Here is a 17703-nt window from a genome sequence, read left to right as displayed (position 1 = left end):
GATGCGGGGCTCCGGACCCGGTCAGCGGGTGCGGTAGAGGGTGACCCCGGGCTTCACGCGGCGGTCGCCGGAGTAGACGAGGGTCAGGGTCCGCTTGCCCTTGCCGACCCCGGAGAGCCGCACCGAGGCCGTGCCGTCCACGACCTTCGCGACACCCACCGGGCGCCAGCCGTCGAGCACGAGCAGCACGCCGCCGTCGGCCTTCACGTCACCTCCGGCCACCGTGGCCGTGAGCGTGACCTTGGGCGGTGCGGTGTAGCCGGTCACGGCGATGCGCGTGGGGCCGACCTGCGGCTCGTTCTGCTTCGCCGTGAAGCCGACGATCGCCGGGTCGTGGTCGCTGGCGCGGTAGGGGCTCGTGTCGTACAGGCGCGTGACGTTGTTGTCGTAGCGGCTGTACTCACGCCCCAGCGACTCGTCGGCGTTGATGTCCCACACGTCGGCACCGGTGACCTTGTCCACCGCGGCCGGCGAGGCGAACACGTGGTCGAGCGAGCCGAGCAGGCCACCGAACTGGTACGTGGTCTTGTCGGTGTACTTCGCGGGGACGTTCACGTAGCCGGCGTCCTCGAGGACCGCGATCGGGTCCTCCTTGCTGTAGCTGTTGAAGTCGCCGGTCAGGAACACCGTCTCGGTGCCGGCGGCGGCCTTCTGCTCGTCGGCGAACGCGACCAGCGCGGTGGCCTGGCGGACGCGCGACGCGTTCGACGCACCCTGGCCGTCGCCGGTGTCGGCGTCCTCTCCGGAGCCCGAGCCCTTGGACTTGAAGTGGTTCACGACCACCAGGAAGTCGTCGCGCTCCGTGCCGCCGACGGGGCGGAACTCCTGCGACAGCGGGTCACGGGCGTTGTCGAACGCGGGGTCGTCGTCGATGACGGACTCCCCCACCGGCTCGACGACACCGACGCGGTGGATGAACGCCGTGCGGATCACGTCCTCGCGCTCGGGCACCCGGGTGGGCGACGCGACGGCCGCCCACTCCTCGCGGCCGGCCTTCTCGTTGAGCGCCGCCACGAGGGCACGCAGCGCGGTGTCGCGGTCCATGCCGAAGGCGGCGGAGTTCTCGATCTCCTCCAACGAGACGACGTCGGCACCGAGGGCGTCGATGGCGTTGACGATCTTGGCCTGCTGACGCTGCAGGTTCGCGTCGTCGGCAGCGCCGCGGGGGCCGTCGTTGGTACAGGAGTTGACGGTGACCCGGTTGCCGTTGCGGTCCGCGTAGTAGGTGCACGTGCCGGCACCGGACTTCTCGTACGCCTCCCCGGTGAGGGTGAAGTAGTTGAGCACGTTGAACGACGCGATCTTGACGTCGCCGCCCACGTCCTTCGGAGCGGCGACCCGCGTGCTGCCGATGCTGATCGGCTCGTCGCCGTCGGCGGTCAGCTGCTGGGTGGGCTGGAGCCGCCACAGGCTGAACCGGTAGTCGAGCACCAGGTCGTCGCCGGTGAACGTGACCGGGGCACCGGCGCGCACCTCGTTGTCGGGACGCAGCCACGGCACCGGCGTGTTCTTGCCGCCGCTCGTGAAGTTGATGCCTGCGCCGTCGTCGACGGTGATGAGGCGCTGCGCGTTCTCGGCCACGACGGCGTCGTACTCCGCCGATCCCGGGCGGGCGACGTCGGTGGGCTGCGGCAAGCCGGTGTCGCCGGCGGCGAGACCGATCTCGCCGAACGTGTTGGTGCCGAAGTTGTTGGTGATCGTGTAGCGACCCTCGGGCGCCACGAGCATGCCCTCCAGGCTCTCGCGCTGCGCCTCGCCCAGCGGCAGGGTGAGCGGCGTGGGCTTCACGACCTGGGCCGCGTCGGCGAGCTGCTTCCAGTCACCAGCCCCGGGCGACACCTGGGTGAGCCCGAAGCTCTCGGCCACCGTGCCGGTGACCTCGACGTGGTCGCCGATCTCGACGTCGGCCGCCATGGCGGCCGACGCGACGAAGACCCCGTCCGAAGCCGTCCGGTCCGCGGGAGCGGTGCCGCCCGTGCCCTCGGTCTGGAGGTAGAGCCCGTCGAAGCCGCCCGACGGGTAGGCGGCGGTGACCACGCCGCTGGTGGTGACGGTCCGACCGGCCAGCGGGCTGGCGGAGCCGGTGCCCTGGATCTCGGCGATCGTGACGTCGACCGGAGGCTCGGGCGGCGTGCCGCTCCCGTCGCAGTCGGTGCCACAGGCCTGCGGCGTCGGCGCACCGCCGCGCAGGTCGGCCGCGTTGTCGTCGGTGTCCTGCGCGTCCGTGCGCTGCAACGACGAGGTGACCGAGTACCCCGAGGGAGCCGGACCGCTCCCCTCGTAGGTGGCGGACGCGCCGTAGCCGACGAGGTCGACGAGCTGGTCGGAGCCGAGCACGCTCGCTCGGTCGCCGCTCAGCGCCGACGTGGAGCGGACGAGCGCCAGGGTGCCGCCGTTGGCGTTGCCCGAGAACGCGATCGCCGACGTGACGTCGGGCGTGGGCAGCGCCTGGCCGTTCGAGGCGTTGGCGTTGCCCGAGACCAGCAGCGTGCCGCCGGGCTCCACGTGGTGGTCGCCGAGGGCGATGACGCCGGTGAACGCGCCGGTCGAGGAGTACGAGCGGTACTGCAACGACCAGCCGGACACGTCGATCGGCTCGTCGGTGGGGTTCTCGATCTCGACGAACTTGTTGAGGTAGGTGGCCCCGCTGCTGCCACCGTTCAGGTAGGCCTCGCCGATCACCAGACCGTCGCCGTCGGGTGCGGCCTGGACCGGCGAGGCGGCCATCAGGCCGGCGACCAGTGCGGCGCCCGCCGTCAGGACGGCGCCGGCGCGCACGCCGCGCATCAGCGCTTCTTCTTCGCGACGACGGTGACCTTCAGGTCACGCTCGACCGGGGCGTAGGTGTCGTCGCCGCTGTAGGCAGCCGTGAGCACCTGTGCCCCCGCCGGCAGCCGTCGGGTGTCGAGCAGCAGGACGGCGACGCCGCTGCGGGTCAGCCTGGCCGACCCGAGCTTCGTGCCTGCGGCGTCGGTGACCGTCAGGCTTCCGGTCGGGCGTCCCTCGCCGCCCTTGACGCGGGCCACCAGCAGCGACGGCGAGCCCTGCTTGACGAGGGGAAGGGTGACGACGTCGAGCCTGGCGTCGGCGCCGGACTCCTCGATCGAGAACGGCGGCAGGACCGCCGTGGTCCCCGTCGGGGTCGCCTCGACCTCGACGCGCACGTCGCCCGTGACGCCGTCCGGCAGGGTGCGCTCGACGGTGACGGCGCCGTCGCTGACCGGGAACTCGCCCAGGTCGTACGGGGTGTCGCCGGAGTAGAGCGTGGCGGTGACGCTGCGGGTCTGCGGGCTGCCGAGCGACGTCAGGTCGAGCTTCGGCAGCGTGAACGAGACCGTGCCGCCCTCCTCGTAGGAGGACTGAAGTCCCTCCACCTGCACGGCGTGCCGGGCGAAGCTGGGGGCGACGGGGCTGTTCTCGCCCAGGTAGTCGATCCAGACCTCGTAGTCGAGCAGTCCGGTGTCGACCGCCGTGCCCTCGGCGAAGGTCCGGAAGTTGTCACCGCCGGAGGCCAGGAACGACGGCACCGCGACCTTGTACGTCGTGTCGGCACCGACCTGCTCGCCGTCGACGCGCAGCGACGTGATGCGCTCGCCCTCGGGCCGGGTCGGGTCGAAGGTGTAGGCGACGTTGCTCGAGGTGCCGAGCTGCAGGTAGGGGCGCGAGGGCACGTTGCCCGCGGCGTCGCGCTGCCACTGCTCCTCGAAGACCTGCGTCAGCTGGGCCCCCGTGAGGCTGACCGAGCTGAGGTTGTTGGTGAAGGGCAGCACCGCGTTGGCCTCGGCGAACGTGACCACGCCGTCGGCGTTGGAGCCGCCGGTGCCCTTGAACAGCAGGTCGCTGCGCAGGCCGCCGGGGTTGACGACGGACAGGTCGGCGCCGGCCGGGGTGTCCTTCACGCCGGCGAGCTGGGCGTCGGCGACCAGGTTGCCGAGGGTGGACTCGCTGGAGCGGTCGTCCCGGTTGCCGCCGGCGTAGGCCGTGGTGACGTCGGCCGTCACCTCGGCGACGGGCTTGCTGCCGACCTCCTGGGCGTTGGCGAGCGCGGCGTCGACGATGGTCTTGACCTCGGCCACGCGCGGGAACCGGCTCACCAGGGTGGCGTCGTCGGTGGTGGTGCGTGCTGCGTTGGTGGCGGTGCTGGTGACGTCGCCGGTGTCGCCGTCGACGGTCAGGTCGATGCTGCCGATGAACTCGCCGTAGCTGCCGGTCTGCAGCACCGGGCGGGTCTTGCCGGCCTCGCCGGGCACCGGGGCCTGCCAGGCGTACTGCTTGTGGGTGTGGCCGGTGAAGATCGCGTCGACCTCGGCGTCGGTCTTCTGCACGATGTCGGCGAAGGCGCCGCCTGCGGCCACCTCCTGCTCCAGGGTCGCGCCGTCGGGCGTCCCGGCCCCGGCTCCCTCGTGGTACGCCGCGACCACGACGTCGGGCGGGGTAGCCGACGCCTCGAGCTCGGCGACGGTGTCGTTGACCGCCTCGATCGGGTCGGTGAACTCGATGTCGGAGATGCCCGACGGCGAGACGAGCGAGGGCGTCTCCTCGGTGACCGCTCCGACGACGGCGACGTCGAGCCCGCCGACCTCGAAGGTCTCGTACGCGGGGAGCGCCGGCTCGCCGGTGGCCTTGGAGACGACGTTGGCGCCCAGGTAGGAGAAGTCCGCCCGGTCGGCGACCCGGCCGGTGAGGTCGGCGAACCCGCGGTCGAACTCGTGGTTGCCGACGGTCGAGACCTTCAGGTCGAGAGCGTTCAGCACGTCGATGGTGGGCGCGTCCTGCTGCGTGGCGGACGCGAACAGCGAGGCGCCGATGTTGTCGCCGGCCGACATGAAGAGCGTGTTCGCCTCGCCCGCCTCGGCTCGCAGCTGCTCGACGGTGCCGGCGAACTTCACCGTGTTGGCGTCGATACGACCGTGGTAGTCGTTGATGTCGAGCAGCCGGATGGTGACGTCGTCGGCGGCCTGGGCCGGGGCCGCGGCGATCACGCCTGCTCCGAGCGCGAGGGTGGTGCCGAGGGCGAGAGCGGGTGCGGCCGCAGCGCGGCGCAGACGTGTCTTCACGTGAGAGCGGTCCTTCGGGTCGTCGAGTCGGCCCCCCGATGGCACGACTGCGCCCGGACCAGCTCTGGAACGTGCCTCGATTCCACCCGACGACCACCTGTGGCGTCAACGCCCCTCACGTGACGAATGGGTGAAGTCGCGGTGTGGGCGCCTGCGCCGGCGTCTCGTAGGCTCACCCTTCGTGGGCGTCGTGATCGTGGCCGGGCCGTCGGGTGTCGGGAAGTCCCACCTCGGGCAGGTGCTGGGGTGGTCGGTGCTGCGCCTCGACGACTTCTACCGCGAGGGCCACGACCCCGACCTGCCGCGGTCGAGCCTGGGCATCCCGGACTGGGACCACCCCGGCTCGTGGGACCCCGTCGCCGCCGTCGGTGCCATCGCCGAGCTGTGCGCGAGCGGCGAGGCGGACGTGCCCGTCTACGACCTCGCCTCGAGCGCCCGTACCGGCACGCAGCACCTGGTGGTGGGCGACCAGTTCATCGCCGAGGGCCTGTTCGCGCCTCAGGTCGTGTCCGCCTGTCGCGAGGCGGGCCTGCTCGACGCAGCCATCTGCCTGCGTCGGCACCGGCTGGTCACCTTCGCGCTGCGCCTGGCACGGGACCTGCGCGAGGGCCGCAAGGGCCCGTGGGTGCTCGTGCGCCGTGGTTGGCGCCTGAAGAACGACGACGACCGCGTCGTCGCGCAGGCCGTGGCCGCCGGCTGCGAGCCGATGACTCCCCGCCAGGCCCGGCGGATGCTCCGCTCTCCCACCTGAAAACCCGGCGAGACCGTCCGACCTCGTCAGGTCGGAGGTAGGTGACGCACCTCATCGCGTCCGGATGAGGTGCGAGACCTACCTCCGACGGCGTCGTTCGGTGCGAGACCTACCTCCGACGGCGTCGTTCGGTGCGAGACCTACCTCTGACGGCCCGGGGCCGCCGGTGGGGGCGGGGGCGGGGGTGGGTCAGAGCGCGGCGTAGCGCGGCTTGATGACGTCGTCGATGAGGGCGAGGCGCTCGTCGAAGGGGAGGAAGGCGCTCTTCATGGCGTTGACGGTGAACCAGCGCAGGTCGTCGGCGTCGTAGCCGAACGCGTCGACGAGCAGCTGCATCTCGCGGCTCATCGACGTGCCGCTCATGAGCCGGTTGTCGCAGTTGACCGTCACTCGGAAGCCGAGCTCCTTGAGCAGGCCGATCGGGTGGTCGGCGATGGAGCGCATGCCGGGCACCGCCGACGTCTGCAGGTTCGACGACGGGCACATCTCGAGCGGGATGCGCTTGTCGCGGATGTAGGCCGCCAGCCGGCCCAGCCGCGGGCCGCCCTCGGCCGCGAGGTCGATGTCGTCGATGATCCGGACGCCGTGGCCGAGCCGGTCGGCGCCACAGCGCTGGATGGCCTGCCAGATGGACGGCAGGCCGAACGCCTCGCCCGCGTGGATGGTGAAGTGTGCGTTCTCGCGGCGCAGGTACTCGAACGCCTCGAGGTGCAGGATCGGCGGGAAGCCGTCCTCCGCACCGGCGATGTCGAACCCGCAGACGCCACGGTCGCGGTACTCGACGACCAGCTCGGCGATCTCGAGCCCGTGCTGGGCGTGCCGCATGGCGGTGAGCAGCTGGCCGACGACGATCGGCGTGCCCTCGGCCGCGGCCTCGGCCCGGCCCTCGTCGATGCCGGCCTGGACGGCCTCGACGGTCTCCGACAGGCTCATCCCGCCGCGCAGGTGCTGCTCGGGCGCCCAGCGCAGCTCGGCGTACACGACGCCGTCGGCCGCGAGGTCGAGGACGGACTCGCGGGCCACACGGGCCAGGTCCTGCGGCCGCTGCATGACGGCCACGGTGTGCTCGAACGTCTCGAGGTAGCGCGGCAGCGAGCCCGAGCTGGCCGCGTCGGCGAACCACAGACCCAGCTGGTCCGCGGGTGCGGGGAGCGCGTGGCCGACCTCCTCGGCAATGGCGGCGACGGTGGCGGGGCGGACGCCCCCGTCGAGGTGCTCGTGCAGCGCCACCTTGGGCGCGCGTCGGATCTGGTCGGCAGTGAGGGTCACGAACCCATCGTGGCACGCGCCACGGACCGGGCTCGCGAACACGCCCTTGACACGTCCTGATCCTGTGACTACGGTCACTGTCATCGATAACACTGTTATCGATGACAGTTTGGTTCCGAGCTCGACGAACCACCGACGGAAGACAGGTCATGGCCAACATCCAGGACGTCGCGCGGGCGGCCGGTGTCTCCACCGCCTCGGTGACCCGCTACCTCGCGGGTCAGCGCATCCGCAGCGAGGAGGCCGTCCGCCGTGCCATCGACGAGCTGGGCTACCGACCGAGCCAGGTGGCGCGCAGCCTCAAGTCCGGCCGCCACCACTCCATCGGCGTGATCGTCCCCGACATCGCGAACCCGTTCTTCGCCGGACTCGTCAAGGGCATCGAGCGCGAGGTCCGCCCGCACGGCCTGCAGGTCATCCTCGGCAACAGCGACGAGGACGCCGAGCACGAGGAGGCGTTGGTGCGCGAGCTCTCGCAGCGGACCGACGGCCTCATCATGGCGCCGCTCTCGGAGAACGACCAGATCCCGAACCTGCTCGGCGAGCACGGCATCCCGCTCGTGTTCGTCGACCGCGAGACGTCCACCGGCCCCGACGTCGACCGCGTCCTCGTCGACAACGCCGCCGGCATCCGGCAGGCCGTCGACCACCTCGTCGACCTCGGCCACACGCGGATCGCCACGATCAGCGGTCGACTCGACTCGACCCCGGGCCGGATGCGCCACGAGGCGTTCCTCGCGGCTCTCGCCGAGCACGGCATCGCCGTCGAGGACGGGCTCGTGCGGTACGGCGACTTCCGCGAGGAGAGCGGCCGCGAGCAGATGACGGCGCTCTGGCGGCACGCCGCTCCCCCGACCGCCGTCGTGATCGCCAACAACCTCATGACCGCCGGCGCGCTCGTCGCCCTGGGCGACCTCGGCGTCCGCGTGCCCGACGAGCTGTCCGTCGTCGGCTTCGACGACCTCCCCCTCGCCACCCTGCTGGACCCGCCGCTCACCGTCGTGTCCCGCCCCGACGTGGAGGAGGGCGCCGCCGCGGCGCGCCTCCTCGTCGCACGGCTCACCTCCACCGAGCCGATGCCCACCGCGCACCTGACGCTCCCCGTCGAGCTCGTCGTGCGCGGCTCCACCTCCACCCCTCCCAGGAGCGTCGCCACCCCATGAGCCCGTCCACCCCGTCCGGCGTCCTCGTCATCGGCAGCATCACCGCCGACGTGACGACCTTCTCGCAGCGCCTGCCCCGTCCCGGCGAGACGATCCTCGGTGACGACCTCACCCTCGTCCTCGGCGGCAAGGGCGCCAACCAGGCCGTGGCGGCCGCGCTCGCCGGCGCCGACACGCAGATGGTCGGCTGCGTGGGCACCGACGCGTTCACCGAGCTGACCCGGGGCGGTCTGGAGTCCTACGGCGTCGACGTGTCGGCCGTCCGGGTCGTCGACGGGCCCACGGGCGTCGCGCACATCCGCGTCGACGCCTCCGGCGAGAACGACATCGTCATGGTGCCGCTCGCCAACGCCCATCTCGGCGTCGCCGACGTCGACGCCGGGGTGCAGGCCGCTGCCGGTCGCGCCTCGGTGCTCCTCACCCAGCTCGAGACCCCCGTCGACGTCATGGTCCGCGCCACCCGAGCCGCCCGCGCCGCCGGGATGATCGCCATGCTCGACCCGGCTCCGGCTGCGCCGCTCGACGACGCCGTGTGGGCCGAGCTCGACGTGGTGACGCCCAACGAGACCGAGGCCACGACGCTCACCGGCATCCCCGTCACCGACATCGCCTCCGCCGAGCGCGCCGGCCGCTGGTTCGTCGAGCGCGGGGTCGCCCACGCCGTCGTCACGCTCGCGAGCAAGGGCGTGGTGGTCGTCGACGCCGACGGCGCGCGCCACTTCCCCGCGACGGCGGTCGAGGCGATCGACACGACCGCAGCCGGCGACGCGTTCGCCGGCTACCTCGGGGCGGGTCTCGCCTCGGGGCTCTCGCTCGACGCCGCACTCCCCCGCGCCATGGCCGCCGGAGCGCTCGCGGTCACCCGACGCGGCGCCTCGCCCAGCCTTCCGGCCGGCGCCGACGTCGACGCCTTCCTCACCTCGAACACCACCACGACCCGGGAGCTGACCCACTGATGCGCAAGAACTCCGCCACCCTCAACGGCCAGCTCTCGCGGGTGATCTCCGAGACCGGCCACACCGACCTCGTCGTGGTCACCGACGCCGGCCTGCCGATCCCGCTCGGCGTCGAGCGCGTCGACCTCGCCGTGCGCCCCGGCCTGCCGACCTTCCTCGACGTGCTCGACACGGTCCTCGACGAGATGGTCGTGGAGGGCGCCACGATCTCCGAGGAGATCCGCGACCACAGCCCCGACATGCTGGCCGCGCTCGAGGAGCGGTTCGCGGCGCTGGACGTGCCGATCACGCTGGTGCCGCACGTGGAGCTCAAGGCCCGCAGCCACGAGGCCCGCGCCGCCGTGCGCTCCGGGGAGTTCACCCCCTACGCCAACGTCATCCTGCACGCCGGCGTGGCGTACTGAGGCCGGCCATGCGCATCCAGCTGCACGACATCCACAAGAGCTTCGGCGAGACCGAGGTGCTGCGCGGCATCGACCTGACCGTCGAGGGCGGTGAGGTGCTGGCCCTCGTCGGCGAGAACGGCGCCGGCAAGTCCACGCTCACCCGCATCGTCTCGGGCGCCTACCGTCCCGACGCCGGCCGCATCGTGGTCGACGGCGAGGAGGTCTCCTTCGGCGGGCCGCAGGACGCGATGGCCCACGGCATCCAGGTGATCTACCAGGAGTTCCGGCAGAACATCTTCCCGCACCTGACCGTGGCCGAGAACCTGTTCACGCTCGACGAGCAGGCCGAGTTCGGCCGCCTGTTCGTCAACAAGCGGAAGATGGCCGCGAAGGCACGCGAGCTGCTCGACCTCATCGGCCTCGACGTGGACCCGAGCACGACCGTCGACCGGCTGTCCGTCGCCCAGATGCAGATGCTCGAGATGGCCAAGACGGCCGGGCACGACGCCCGTCTGCTGATCCTGGACGAGCCGACGGCCGCGCTCGACGAGCACGAGTCCGAGCTGCTCTTCGCCCAGATCGAGCGGCTGCGCGCCTCCGGGGTGGCGATCGTCTACATCAGCCACCGCCTCGAGGAGGTCTTCCGGCTGTCGCAGCGCGTGGTCGTGCTCCGCAACGGTGCCGTGGCGCTGGAGTCGGCCACCGCCGAGCTCACCGAGCACGACGTCGTGACCGCCATGGTCGGCCGCACCATCGACGACTTCTACCCCAAGGAGACGCACACCCGCGACGAGGTCGTGCTGAGCGTGCGCAACCTCGCGGGGCCGGACTTCTCCGACGTCTCCTTCGACGTGCGGGCCGGCGAGGTGCTCGGCATCGGCGGCGTGTTCGGCTGCGGCAAGGGCAGCGTGCTGCGGGCCCTGTTCGGCCTCGTGCCGGCCGACGCCGAGACCGTGAGCGTCGGCTCGGCCGCCTACCGGCCGTCCGCGCCCCAGACCGCCATCGACGCCGGGATCGGCTACGTGCCGCCGGACCGTCAGGCCGAGGGCCTGTGCCTGCAGCAGTCGGTCTCCGACAACATCTCGATGGCGAGCCTCTCGCGCTACACGACCGGCCCCTACGTGAACCGCGGCCGCGAGCGCGCCGAGACCTCGCGCATCATCGAGCAGCTGTCGATCCGCACCGCCTCGCCGGCGGCTCCCGTGGGCAGCCTGTCGGGCGGGAACCAGCAGAAGGCACTGTTCGGCGGCTGGGTCCTGACCCACCCGAAGGTGCTGATGATGGAGGAGCCCACCCGCGGCGTCGACGTCGGCGCCAAGGCCGAGATCTACCGGATCATCAACGAGCAGGCCGCGGCCGGAGTCGCCGTCGTGCTCGTCTCGTCCGACCTCCCCGAGCTGGTCGCCATGTCCGACCGGCTCCTGGTGATGCGACAGGGCCACGTGGTGGCCGAGCTCACCGACGACGACCTCACCCAGCAGAAGCTGCTCGAGCACGCATTGGAGAGTGCAGCATGAAGACGATCACCGCGGGGCTCACGTCCCTGAACCGAGAGCTGCGGGCGGTCTGGATGCTGCTGTTCGTCGGCCTCATCCTGTTCATCGCCACCCCGTTGTTCCTCACCGGCGACAACCTGCTGAACGTGCTGCTGGCCGCGTCGGTCACGGCCCTGCTCGCCGCCGGCCAGACCTACGTGATCATCCTCGCCGAGATCGACCTCTCGGTCGGCGCCGTGCTCGGCATCTCGAGCATCGTCACCGCCTTCACCCTGCAGGACCAGCCACTCGTGGTCGGGCTGCTGGCCGGCTGGGCCGTCGGCGCCGCGGCGGGCCTCGTGAACGGCCTGCTCGTCACCAAGCTGAGGATGCCGTCGTTCATCGCCACCCTCGCGATGATGTCGGTGCTCGCGGGCCTCACCCTGCAGCTGAGCCAGGGCAACCCCGTCTCCATCAACAACGACGCGTTCCTCGCAATCGGCCAGTCGAGCATCCTCGGCGTGCCGAACCCGGTGTGGATCATGCTCGCCGCGTTCCTCGTCTTCGGGCTCCTGCTCTCCCGCTCGCGCTACGGCCGCCACGTCTATGCCGTCGGCGACAACGAGGACGCGGCGCGCCTGGCCGGCATCGAGGTGCACCGCGTCAAGATCCTCGCGTTCGTCATCAGCGGCCTGCTCGCCTCGACGGCCGGGTTCATCCTGGCCGCGCGGCTCGGAACCGCCCAGCCCACGGCCGGCAGCGGGCTCGAGCTCGCCGCCATCGCCGCCGTCATCATCGGCGGGACGAGCCTGGCCGGCGGACGCGGAGCCCTCGTCGGCACGCTCATCGGCGCCCTCCTGCTGGGCGTCATCGACAACGGCCTCAACCTGCTCGACGTCTCCCCGTTCCTGCAGGGCGTCGTCAAGGGTCTCGTCATCCTGCTCGCGATCTTCCTGGATCGCAACTCCGATCGTGTCCGGGCGCTCACGCGTCTGGTCCGTCCCCGACGGCCTGGCTCGGGCGCCGACGCGGACACCGCCTCACCCACCACCACTGGAGGAACCCCGTGAACACCTGGAAGAAGACTGCCGCCCTCACCGCGGCGCTCGCGCTGACGACGTCGCTCGGAGCCTGCGGGCGAGGCGGCGACGCCGCCGGCGAGGAGTCGGTCAAGGCCACGCTCGTCATCAGCACGCTCAACAACCCGTTCTTCGTGTCCGTCGTCGACGGCGCCAAGGAGGCCGCGAAGGACTCCGGTGTCGACCTCGACGTCCAGAACGCCAACAACAGCGACCAGACCGCGCTGAACGCCACCACCACGGCGCTCACCAAGAAGCCGTCCGTGCTGATCATCGACCCGGTGGGCAGCGAGTCCGGCGGCACGATGACCGAGGCGGCCAACAAGGCCGAGGTGCCCGTCGTGGCCTTCGACCGCGCACCCGACAGCGGCGAGCTGGAGAGCTTCATCGGCTACGACGCCGTGCAGGCCGGCAAGGAGGCCGCGAAGTCCCTCGCGGAGTCCATCGGCGAGAAGGGCAAGGTCGTGGAGATCCAGGGCATCCTGGGCACCAACGTCGCCCAGGACCGCAGCAAGGGCTTCAACGAGGGCATCAAGGCCTACCCCGACATCGAGGTCGTGGCCAAGCAGTCGGCCGACTTCGACCGCGGCAAGGCGCTCGACGTCATGACCAACGTGCTCCAGGGCAACTCCGACATCGACGGCGTCTACGCCGCGAACGACGAGATGGCGCTCGGCGTCGTCGCCGCCCTCAAGGCGCGCAGCCTCGCGGGCAAGGTCAAGGTCGTCGGCAACGACGGCATCGGTGACGCCCTCAAGGCGATCGAGGACGGCACCATGTACTCCACGCACGCCGAGTCGCCGTTCGTCCTCGGCAAGGAGGTGCTCGGCATCAGCCTGAAGGTCGCGAACGGTGAGACCGTGGAGAAGGACACCGTCCTGCAGGGCCGTCTGGTCACCAAGGACCAGGTGGCAGACTTCTGCTCGTTCCTCGCCGACGAGGGCGACGACGACACCTGCAAGGACATCGGCTGACCGCTGGCCCCTCGGGCGGTGGTGGTCACGTCGAGGTGACCACCACCGCCCCATCCCTGTCGCACCCCCGCTGTCGCACCCGCACCACCGTCCGGAAGGACACCTCATGACCCCGACGTCCACCACCGACGCGCCGACCGCCCCCGACTCCCCGAGCACGCTGCGCGCAGCCGTCGGGCTCGGCGGCACCGACACCGCGGCGCTGCGCACGTTCCTGGACGGCCTGCCCGCCGTCGACCCCGTCGGCGTCGAGGCGCGGGCCGCCCAGCTGGCCACGCGCTCCATCAAGAAGGACACCAAGCGGGCCCTGATCGACCTCGCCATCTCGATGGTCGACCTGACCACGCTCGAGGGCGCGGACACCCCGGGCAAGGTCCGGGCCCTGTGCCGCAAGGCCGTGAACCCCGACCGCGAGGTCGAGGGCACGCCGTCGACCGCGGCCGTGTGCGTGTACCCCGACATGGTCGCCGTCGCGGCCGAGGCGGTCGCCGGCACCGGCGTCAAGGTCGCGTCGGTGGCCACGGCGTTCCCGGCGGGGCGTTCGTCGATCGAGGTCAAGCTCGCCGACACCCGCCTGGCCGTCGAGGCCGGCGCCGACGAGATCGACATGGTCATCGACCGTGGTGCGTTCCTCGCCGGCGACTACGGCCTGGTGTTCGACCAGATCGCCCGGGTGAAGGAGGCCGCCGGCTCGGCGCGGCTCAAGGTGATCCTCGAGACCGGCGAGCTCGCCACCTACGACAACGTGCGTCGTGCGTCGTGGCTGGCCCTGATGGCCGGTGGCGACTTCATCAAGACCTCGACGGGCAAGATCTCCCCCGCCGCCACCCTGCCCGTCACCCACGTGATGCTGCAGGCCGTGCGCGACCTGCACGACCTCACCGGCGCCCAGCGCGCCGTCAAGCCCGCGGGCGGCATCCGCACCACCAAGGACGCGATCGCCTACCTCGTCGCCGTCCACGAGGTCGCCGGCCCGCAGTGGCTCGACCCGCACTGGTTCCGCTTCGGCGCCTCCGGCGTCGTCAACGACCTGCTGATGCAGCGCCGCACCCAGACCAACGGCCACTACAGCGGCCCCCGCTACGTGAGCGTCGACTGACCATGCGTCCGTCCGCCGCCCAGCACCACCCGAAGAGATGAGCAGCCCCATGGATCTCGACCTGACCTACGCCCCGGCCCCGGAGTCGGCGGCGATCGCCGCGATCAAGCCGCGGTACCAGATGTTCGTCGCCGGCGAGTTCGTCGACGGCGGCGGCGACGACCTGACGTCGCTCAACCCCGCCACCCGCGAGCCGCTGACCACCGTCAGCACGGCGACGGCGGCCGACGTCGACCGCGCGGTGGCCGCAGCCCGCAAGGCCTACGACGGCCCCTGGTCGCGCATGGGCGGGGCCGAGCGCGGCAAGTACCTGTTCCGCATCGCCCGCGCCATCGCCGAGCGTGCGCGCGAGCTGGCCGTGGCCGAGTCGCTCGACAACGGCAAGCCGATCCGCGAGACCCGCGACTTCGACGTCCCGACCGCCGCCCAGCACTTCTTCCACCACGCCGGCTGGGCCGACAAGCTCGGTCACCTCGGGCTCGGTCCCGCCCCGCGCCCGCTCGGCGTGGCCGGCCAGGTCATCCCGTGGAACTTCCCGCTGCTCATGGCCGCGTGGAAGATCGCCCCTGCGCTGGCCGCCGGCAACACCGTCGTGCTCAAGCCGGCCGAGACGACGCCCGTCACGGCACTCATCCTCGCCGAGATCCTCGCGGACGCCGAGCTGCCGCCCGGCGTCGTCAACATCGTCCCCGGTGCCGGCGACGTGGGCAGCGCCATCGTCAACCACCCCGGCGTCGACAAGGTCGCGTTCACGGGCTCCACGCCCGTCGGCAAGCGCATCCAGTCCGAGCTGGCCGGCACCGGCAAGAAGCTCACCCTCGAGCTCGGCGGCAAGGGCGCGAACATCGTGTTCGCCGACGCCGCCGTGGACCAGGCCGTCGACGGCATCGTGTCGGGCATCTTCTTCAACCAGGGCCAGGTCTGCTGCGCCGGCTCACGCCTGCTCGTGCAGGAGTCCGTGGCCGACGAGGTCGTCGAGAAGCTCAAGAAGCGCATCGAGACGCTGCGCGTCGGTGACCCGCTCGACAAGAACACCGACGTGGGCGCCGTGAACTCCCAGATGCAGTACGACAAGATCACGGACCTCACCCAGGTCGGCGCCGACGAGGGCGCCACGGTGTGGACGAGCAGCTGCGCGCTCCCGGAGAAGGGCTGGTTCGTGGCCCCCACGGTGTTCACCGACGCCACCGCGTCGATGCGCGTGGCCCGTGAGGAGATCTTCGGCCCGGTGCTCACGACGCTGACCTTCCGCACGCCCGAGGAGGCGCTCGCGAAGGCCAACAACACGCCGTACGGCCTGTCGGCCGGCGTCTGGACCGAGAAGGGCTCGCGCGCCATGGGCATGGCGGCAGGCCTGAAGGCCGGCGTCGTCTGGGACAACACGTTCAACAAGTTCGACCCCACCGCCTCGTTCGGCGGCTACGGCGAGTCCGGCTTCGGACGCGAGGGCGGCACCGCCGGCATGGCGGCCTACCTCGACACCGACGACGAGGGAGCACTCTGATGGCACGACTGTCCGTCGCCAAGACCTACAAGCTGTACATCGGTGGCGCGTTCCCGCGCTCGGAGTCCGGCCGTACCTACCAGGTGCACGACCAGAAGGGGTCGCTCATGGCCAACGCCGCCCTCGCCTCCCGCAAGGACGCCCGCAACGCCGTCGTCGCCGCCCGGTCTGGGTTCTCGAAGTGGGCCGGCGCCACGCCCTACAACCGCGGCCAGGTGCTGTACCGCGTGGCCGAGATGCTCGAGGCCCGCCGGGCCGAGCTCGTCGACCTCATCGTGCAGAGCCGTGGCGCGACCGCCGCGCAGGCGCGCGCCGAGGTCGACGCGTCGATCGACCGCGTCGTGCACTTCGCCGGCTGGACCGACAAGCTGCCCGCCGTCTTCGGTGGCGCAAACGCGGTGTCGGGCCCGTACTTCAGCTACTCCGCACCCGAGCCCACCGGCGTCGTGGCCATCGCGGCGTCGCCGACGTCGGCCCTGCTGCCCCTCGTGGCCGCCGTGCTGCCCGTGCTCGCCGGCGGCAACAGCGTCGTGGTCGTGGCGTCCGAGGCCGACCCGACGGTCGCCGTCACCTTCGCCGAGGTCCTCGCCACGAGCGACGTGCCCGCCGGCGTCGTGAACGTGCTCACCGGCCGGGCCGCCGAGATGATGCCCTGGCTCGCGAGCCACGCCGACGTCAACGGTCTCGACCTCACCGGCATGACGGCCGACGACCGTGTGGAGCTGGAGCGGTCGGCGTCGGGAACCGTGAAGCGGGTCTACTCCCCCCGCCGCGAGCCCGACTTCACCGCCGCCCCCGGCACCGCCCGCCTGCGCGCGTTCCTGGAGATCAAGACCGTCTGGCACCCCGTGGGCGCCGTGTCGCTGGCGGGTGGGTCGGCGTACTGAGGTTCGTCGCGTCCTCCGGTTGCGCCTCCTCGGCCCAGCCTGACCTGCGGCTGCACACGTCCGGCTGAGTCCCGGCCCGCGGCTGCGCGGTCTCGGGCGGGCCTTTGCCTGCTGCTGCGCCGTCCGGCTGGGTCCTCTCCTGCGGCTGCGTCGCTGTGAGCCCGAGTGGGGTTGGTCTCCGAGAGGGCCTCGACCGGAGCGGTGGGTCTCGGCCCGGCTGGGTCTGCGGGGCGCGGCCACGATTCTCCTTCTGTGCGTGATCTACGCAAGATTCTGCCTTCGCGTGCAGAAACCCCAACGATGCTGCGTTCAAGACGGAATCCCGTATCAATCGCAGCATCCTTCGACCCCTCACGCACCAACGCAGAATCTTGCGTCCCCCGAGCCACGCTCCGAGAGCTCGCCCGAGCCCGGACCCATCCGCCGGTCGAGGCCCTTTCGGAGAGCAGGTCCAGTCGCAGCCACGGCGACGCAGCACCGAGCGAAGGCCCAGCCGAGCCAGCGCAGCACCGATCGAAGGCCCAGACGAGTCAGCACAACACCGAGCGAAGCTCAGACCGAGTCAGCGCAACACCGAGCGAATGCTCAACCGAAGCGACGCAGCAGCAGCCCCACGGCCCCCGTGCGGACGACCGCTCAGGCGCCGTTGGCCTCGATGAGGACGGTGACGGTCTCGGCGACGCACGCCGGCTTGTCCTTGCCCTTGATCTCGATCTGGTGACGCAGGGTCACCTGCTGGCCGCGCTCGACGTCCTGGACGTCCAGCACCGTCACGCGGTTGCGCAGCTTCGAGCCGACGACCACCGGCGTCATGAACCGCACCTTGTTGAGGCCGTAGTTCACCCGCGCGACGTCGCCGGCGAAGGCGTAGACCTGGGCGCCCAGGAAGGGCAGCAGCGACAACGTCAGGTAGCCGTGGGCGATCGTGGTGCCGAACGGTCCCTCGGCCGCCCGCTCGGGATCGACGTGGATCCACTGACGGTCGCCGGTCGCGTCGGCGAAGAGGTCGATCCGCTCCTGGGAGATCTGGACCCACTCGCTCACGCCCAGCTCGTCACCCACGGACCCGGCGACCTCGTGACGGTCGTTGAGCACACGCATGC

The 17703-nt window shown here is 71.4% G+C and carries 14 protein-coding genes; 10 read left to right on the top strand and 4 right to left on the bottom strand.

What is annotated here, in order from left to right; genetic code table 11:
• Positions 1–21: 21 nt before the first annotated feature.
• On the bottom strand, positions 22–2787 hold the full coding sequence (locus ASF37_RS16675) for an ExeM/NucH family extracellular endonuclease (RefSeq protein ID WP_056581952.1): 2766 nt from the start codon (positions 2785–2787) through the stop codon (positions 22–24).
• A complete protein-coding gene (locus tag ASF37_RS16670; RefSeq protein WP_056581756.1) occupies positions 2787–5057 on the bottom strand; it encodes a 5'-nucleotidase C-terminal domain-containing protein in 2271 nt (756 codons plus the stop codon). The genes ASF37_RS16675 and ASF37_RS16670 overlap by 1 nt, the downstream gene beginning before the upstream one ends.
• 181 nt (positions 5058–5238) lie before the next feature.
• On the opposite strand from ASF37_RS16670, the gene ASF37_RS16665 reads away from it, so the two are divergent.
• Positions 5239–5808, top strand: coding sequence for a hypothetical protein (locus ASF37_RS16665; RefSeq protein WP_056581754.1), 570 nt, complete (start codon positions 5239–5241; stop codon positions 5806–5808).
• Positions 5809–5997: 189 nt separating this feature from the next.
• Here the strand turns inward: ASF37_RS16665 and ASF37_RS16660 are convergent, their stop codons facing one another.
• Positions 5998–7077 (bottom strand): adenosine deaminase, encoded by a 1080-nt coding sequence (locus tag ASF37_RS16660; protein WP_055969240.1) that lies wholly within the window; start codon positions 7075–7077, stop codon positions 5998–6000.
• Positions 7078–7226: 149 nt separating this feature from the next.
• Between ASF37_RS16660 and ASF37_RS16655 the strand changes: the two genes are divergently transcribed.
• The 9 genes from ASF37_RS16655 to ASF37_RS16615 all read left to right on the top strand — a co-directional run bounded on the left by ASF37_RS16655 (position 7227) and on the right by ASF37_RS16615 (position 16600).
• A complete protein-coding gene (locus ASF37_RS16655) occupies positions 7227–8240 on the top strand; it encodes a LacI family DNA-binding transcriptional regulator (protein ID WP_056581752.1) in 1014 nt (337 codons plus the stop codon).
• On the top strand, positions 8237–9196 hold the full coding sequence (locus ASF37_RS16650; RefSeq protein ID WP_056574588.1) for a ribokinase: 960 nt from the start codon (positions 8237–8239) through the stop codon (positions 9194–9196). The genes ASF37_RS16655 and ASF37_RS16650 overlap by 4 nt, the downstream gene beginning before the upstream one ends.
• Positions 9196–9600 carry a D-ribose pyranase gene (rbsD, locus tag ASF37_RS16645; protein WP_056581750.1) on the top strand — a complete coding sequence of 135 codons (405 nt, stop codon included), beginning with the start codon at positions 9196–9198 and terminating at the stop codon, positions 9598–9600. The genes ASF37_RS16650 and rbsD overlap by 1 nt, the downstream gene beginning before the upstream one ends.
• Before the next feature lie 8 nt (positions 9601–9608).
• Positions 9609–11099: a sugar ABC transporter ATP-binding protein gene (locus ASF37_RS16640; protein ID WP_082495548.1), complete on the top strand. Its 1491-nt coding sequence runs from the start codon at positions 9609–9611 to the stop codon at positions 11097–11099.
• Positions 11096–12127: an ABC transporter permease gene (locus ASF37_RS16635; protein WP_200931253.1), complete on the top strand. Its 1032-nt coding sequence runs from the start codon at positions 11096–11098 to the stop codon at positions 12125–12127. Before ASF37_RS16640 ends, ASF37_RS16635 begins: the two co-directional genes overlap by 4 nt.
• Complete coding sequence (locus ASF37_RS16630; protein ID WP_055969251.1) at positions 12124–13110, top strand: substrate-binding domain-containing protein; 987 nt, start codon at positions 12124–12126, stop codon at positions 13108–13110. The genes ASF37_RS16635 and ASF37_RS16630 overlap by 4 nt, the downstream gene beginning before the upstream one ends.
• Positions 13111–13216: 106 nt before the next feature.
• Positions 13217–14209 (top strand): deoxyribose-phosphate aldolase, encoded by a 993-nt coding sequence (deoC, locus tag ASF37_RS16625; RefSeq protein WP_056574594.1) that lies wholly within the window; start codon positions 13217–13219, stop codon positions 14207–14209.
• A gap of 49 nt (positions 14210–14258) precedes the next feature.
• The gene (locus ASF37_RS16620) at positions 14259–15713 is read left to right on the top strand and encodes an aldehyde dehydrogenase family protein (RefSeq protein WP_055969258.1); all 1455 of its coding nucleotides are present in this window, start codon (positions 14259–14261) and stop codon (positions 15711–15713) included.
• Positions 15713–16600: an aldehyde dehydrogenase family protein gene (locus ASF37_RS16615; protein ID WP_056574599.1), complete on the top strand. Its 888-nt coding sequence runs from the start codon at positions 15713–15715 to the stop codon at positions 16598–16600. The genes ASF37_RS16620 and ASF37_RS16615 overlap by 1 nt, the downstream gene beginning before the upstream one ends.
• A gap of 636 nt (positions 16601–17236) precedes the next feature.
• On the opposite strand, the gene ASF37_RS16610 is transcribed toward ASF37_RS16615, so the two are convergent.
• Positions 17237–17701, bottom strand: a complete 465-nt coding sequence (locus ASF37_RS16610) for a MaoC family dehydratase (protein ID WP_056574602.1) — start codon at positions 17699–17701, stop codon at positions 17237–17239.
• Between the last annotated feature and the right edge of the window lie 2 nt (positions 17702–17703).

The sequence above is a fragment of the Aeromicrobium sp. Leaf289 genome, from assembly GCF_001423335.1.
Classification (GTDB): Bacteria; Actinomycetota; Actinomycetes; order Propionibacteriales; family Nocardioidaceae; genus Aeromicrobium.
Note: the sequence above shows the minus strand (reverse complement) of the source record. Positions and strands in the feature narration are given on the sequence as shown.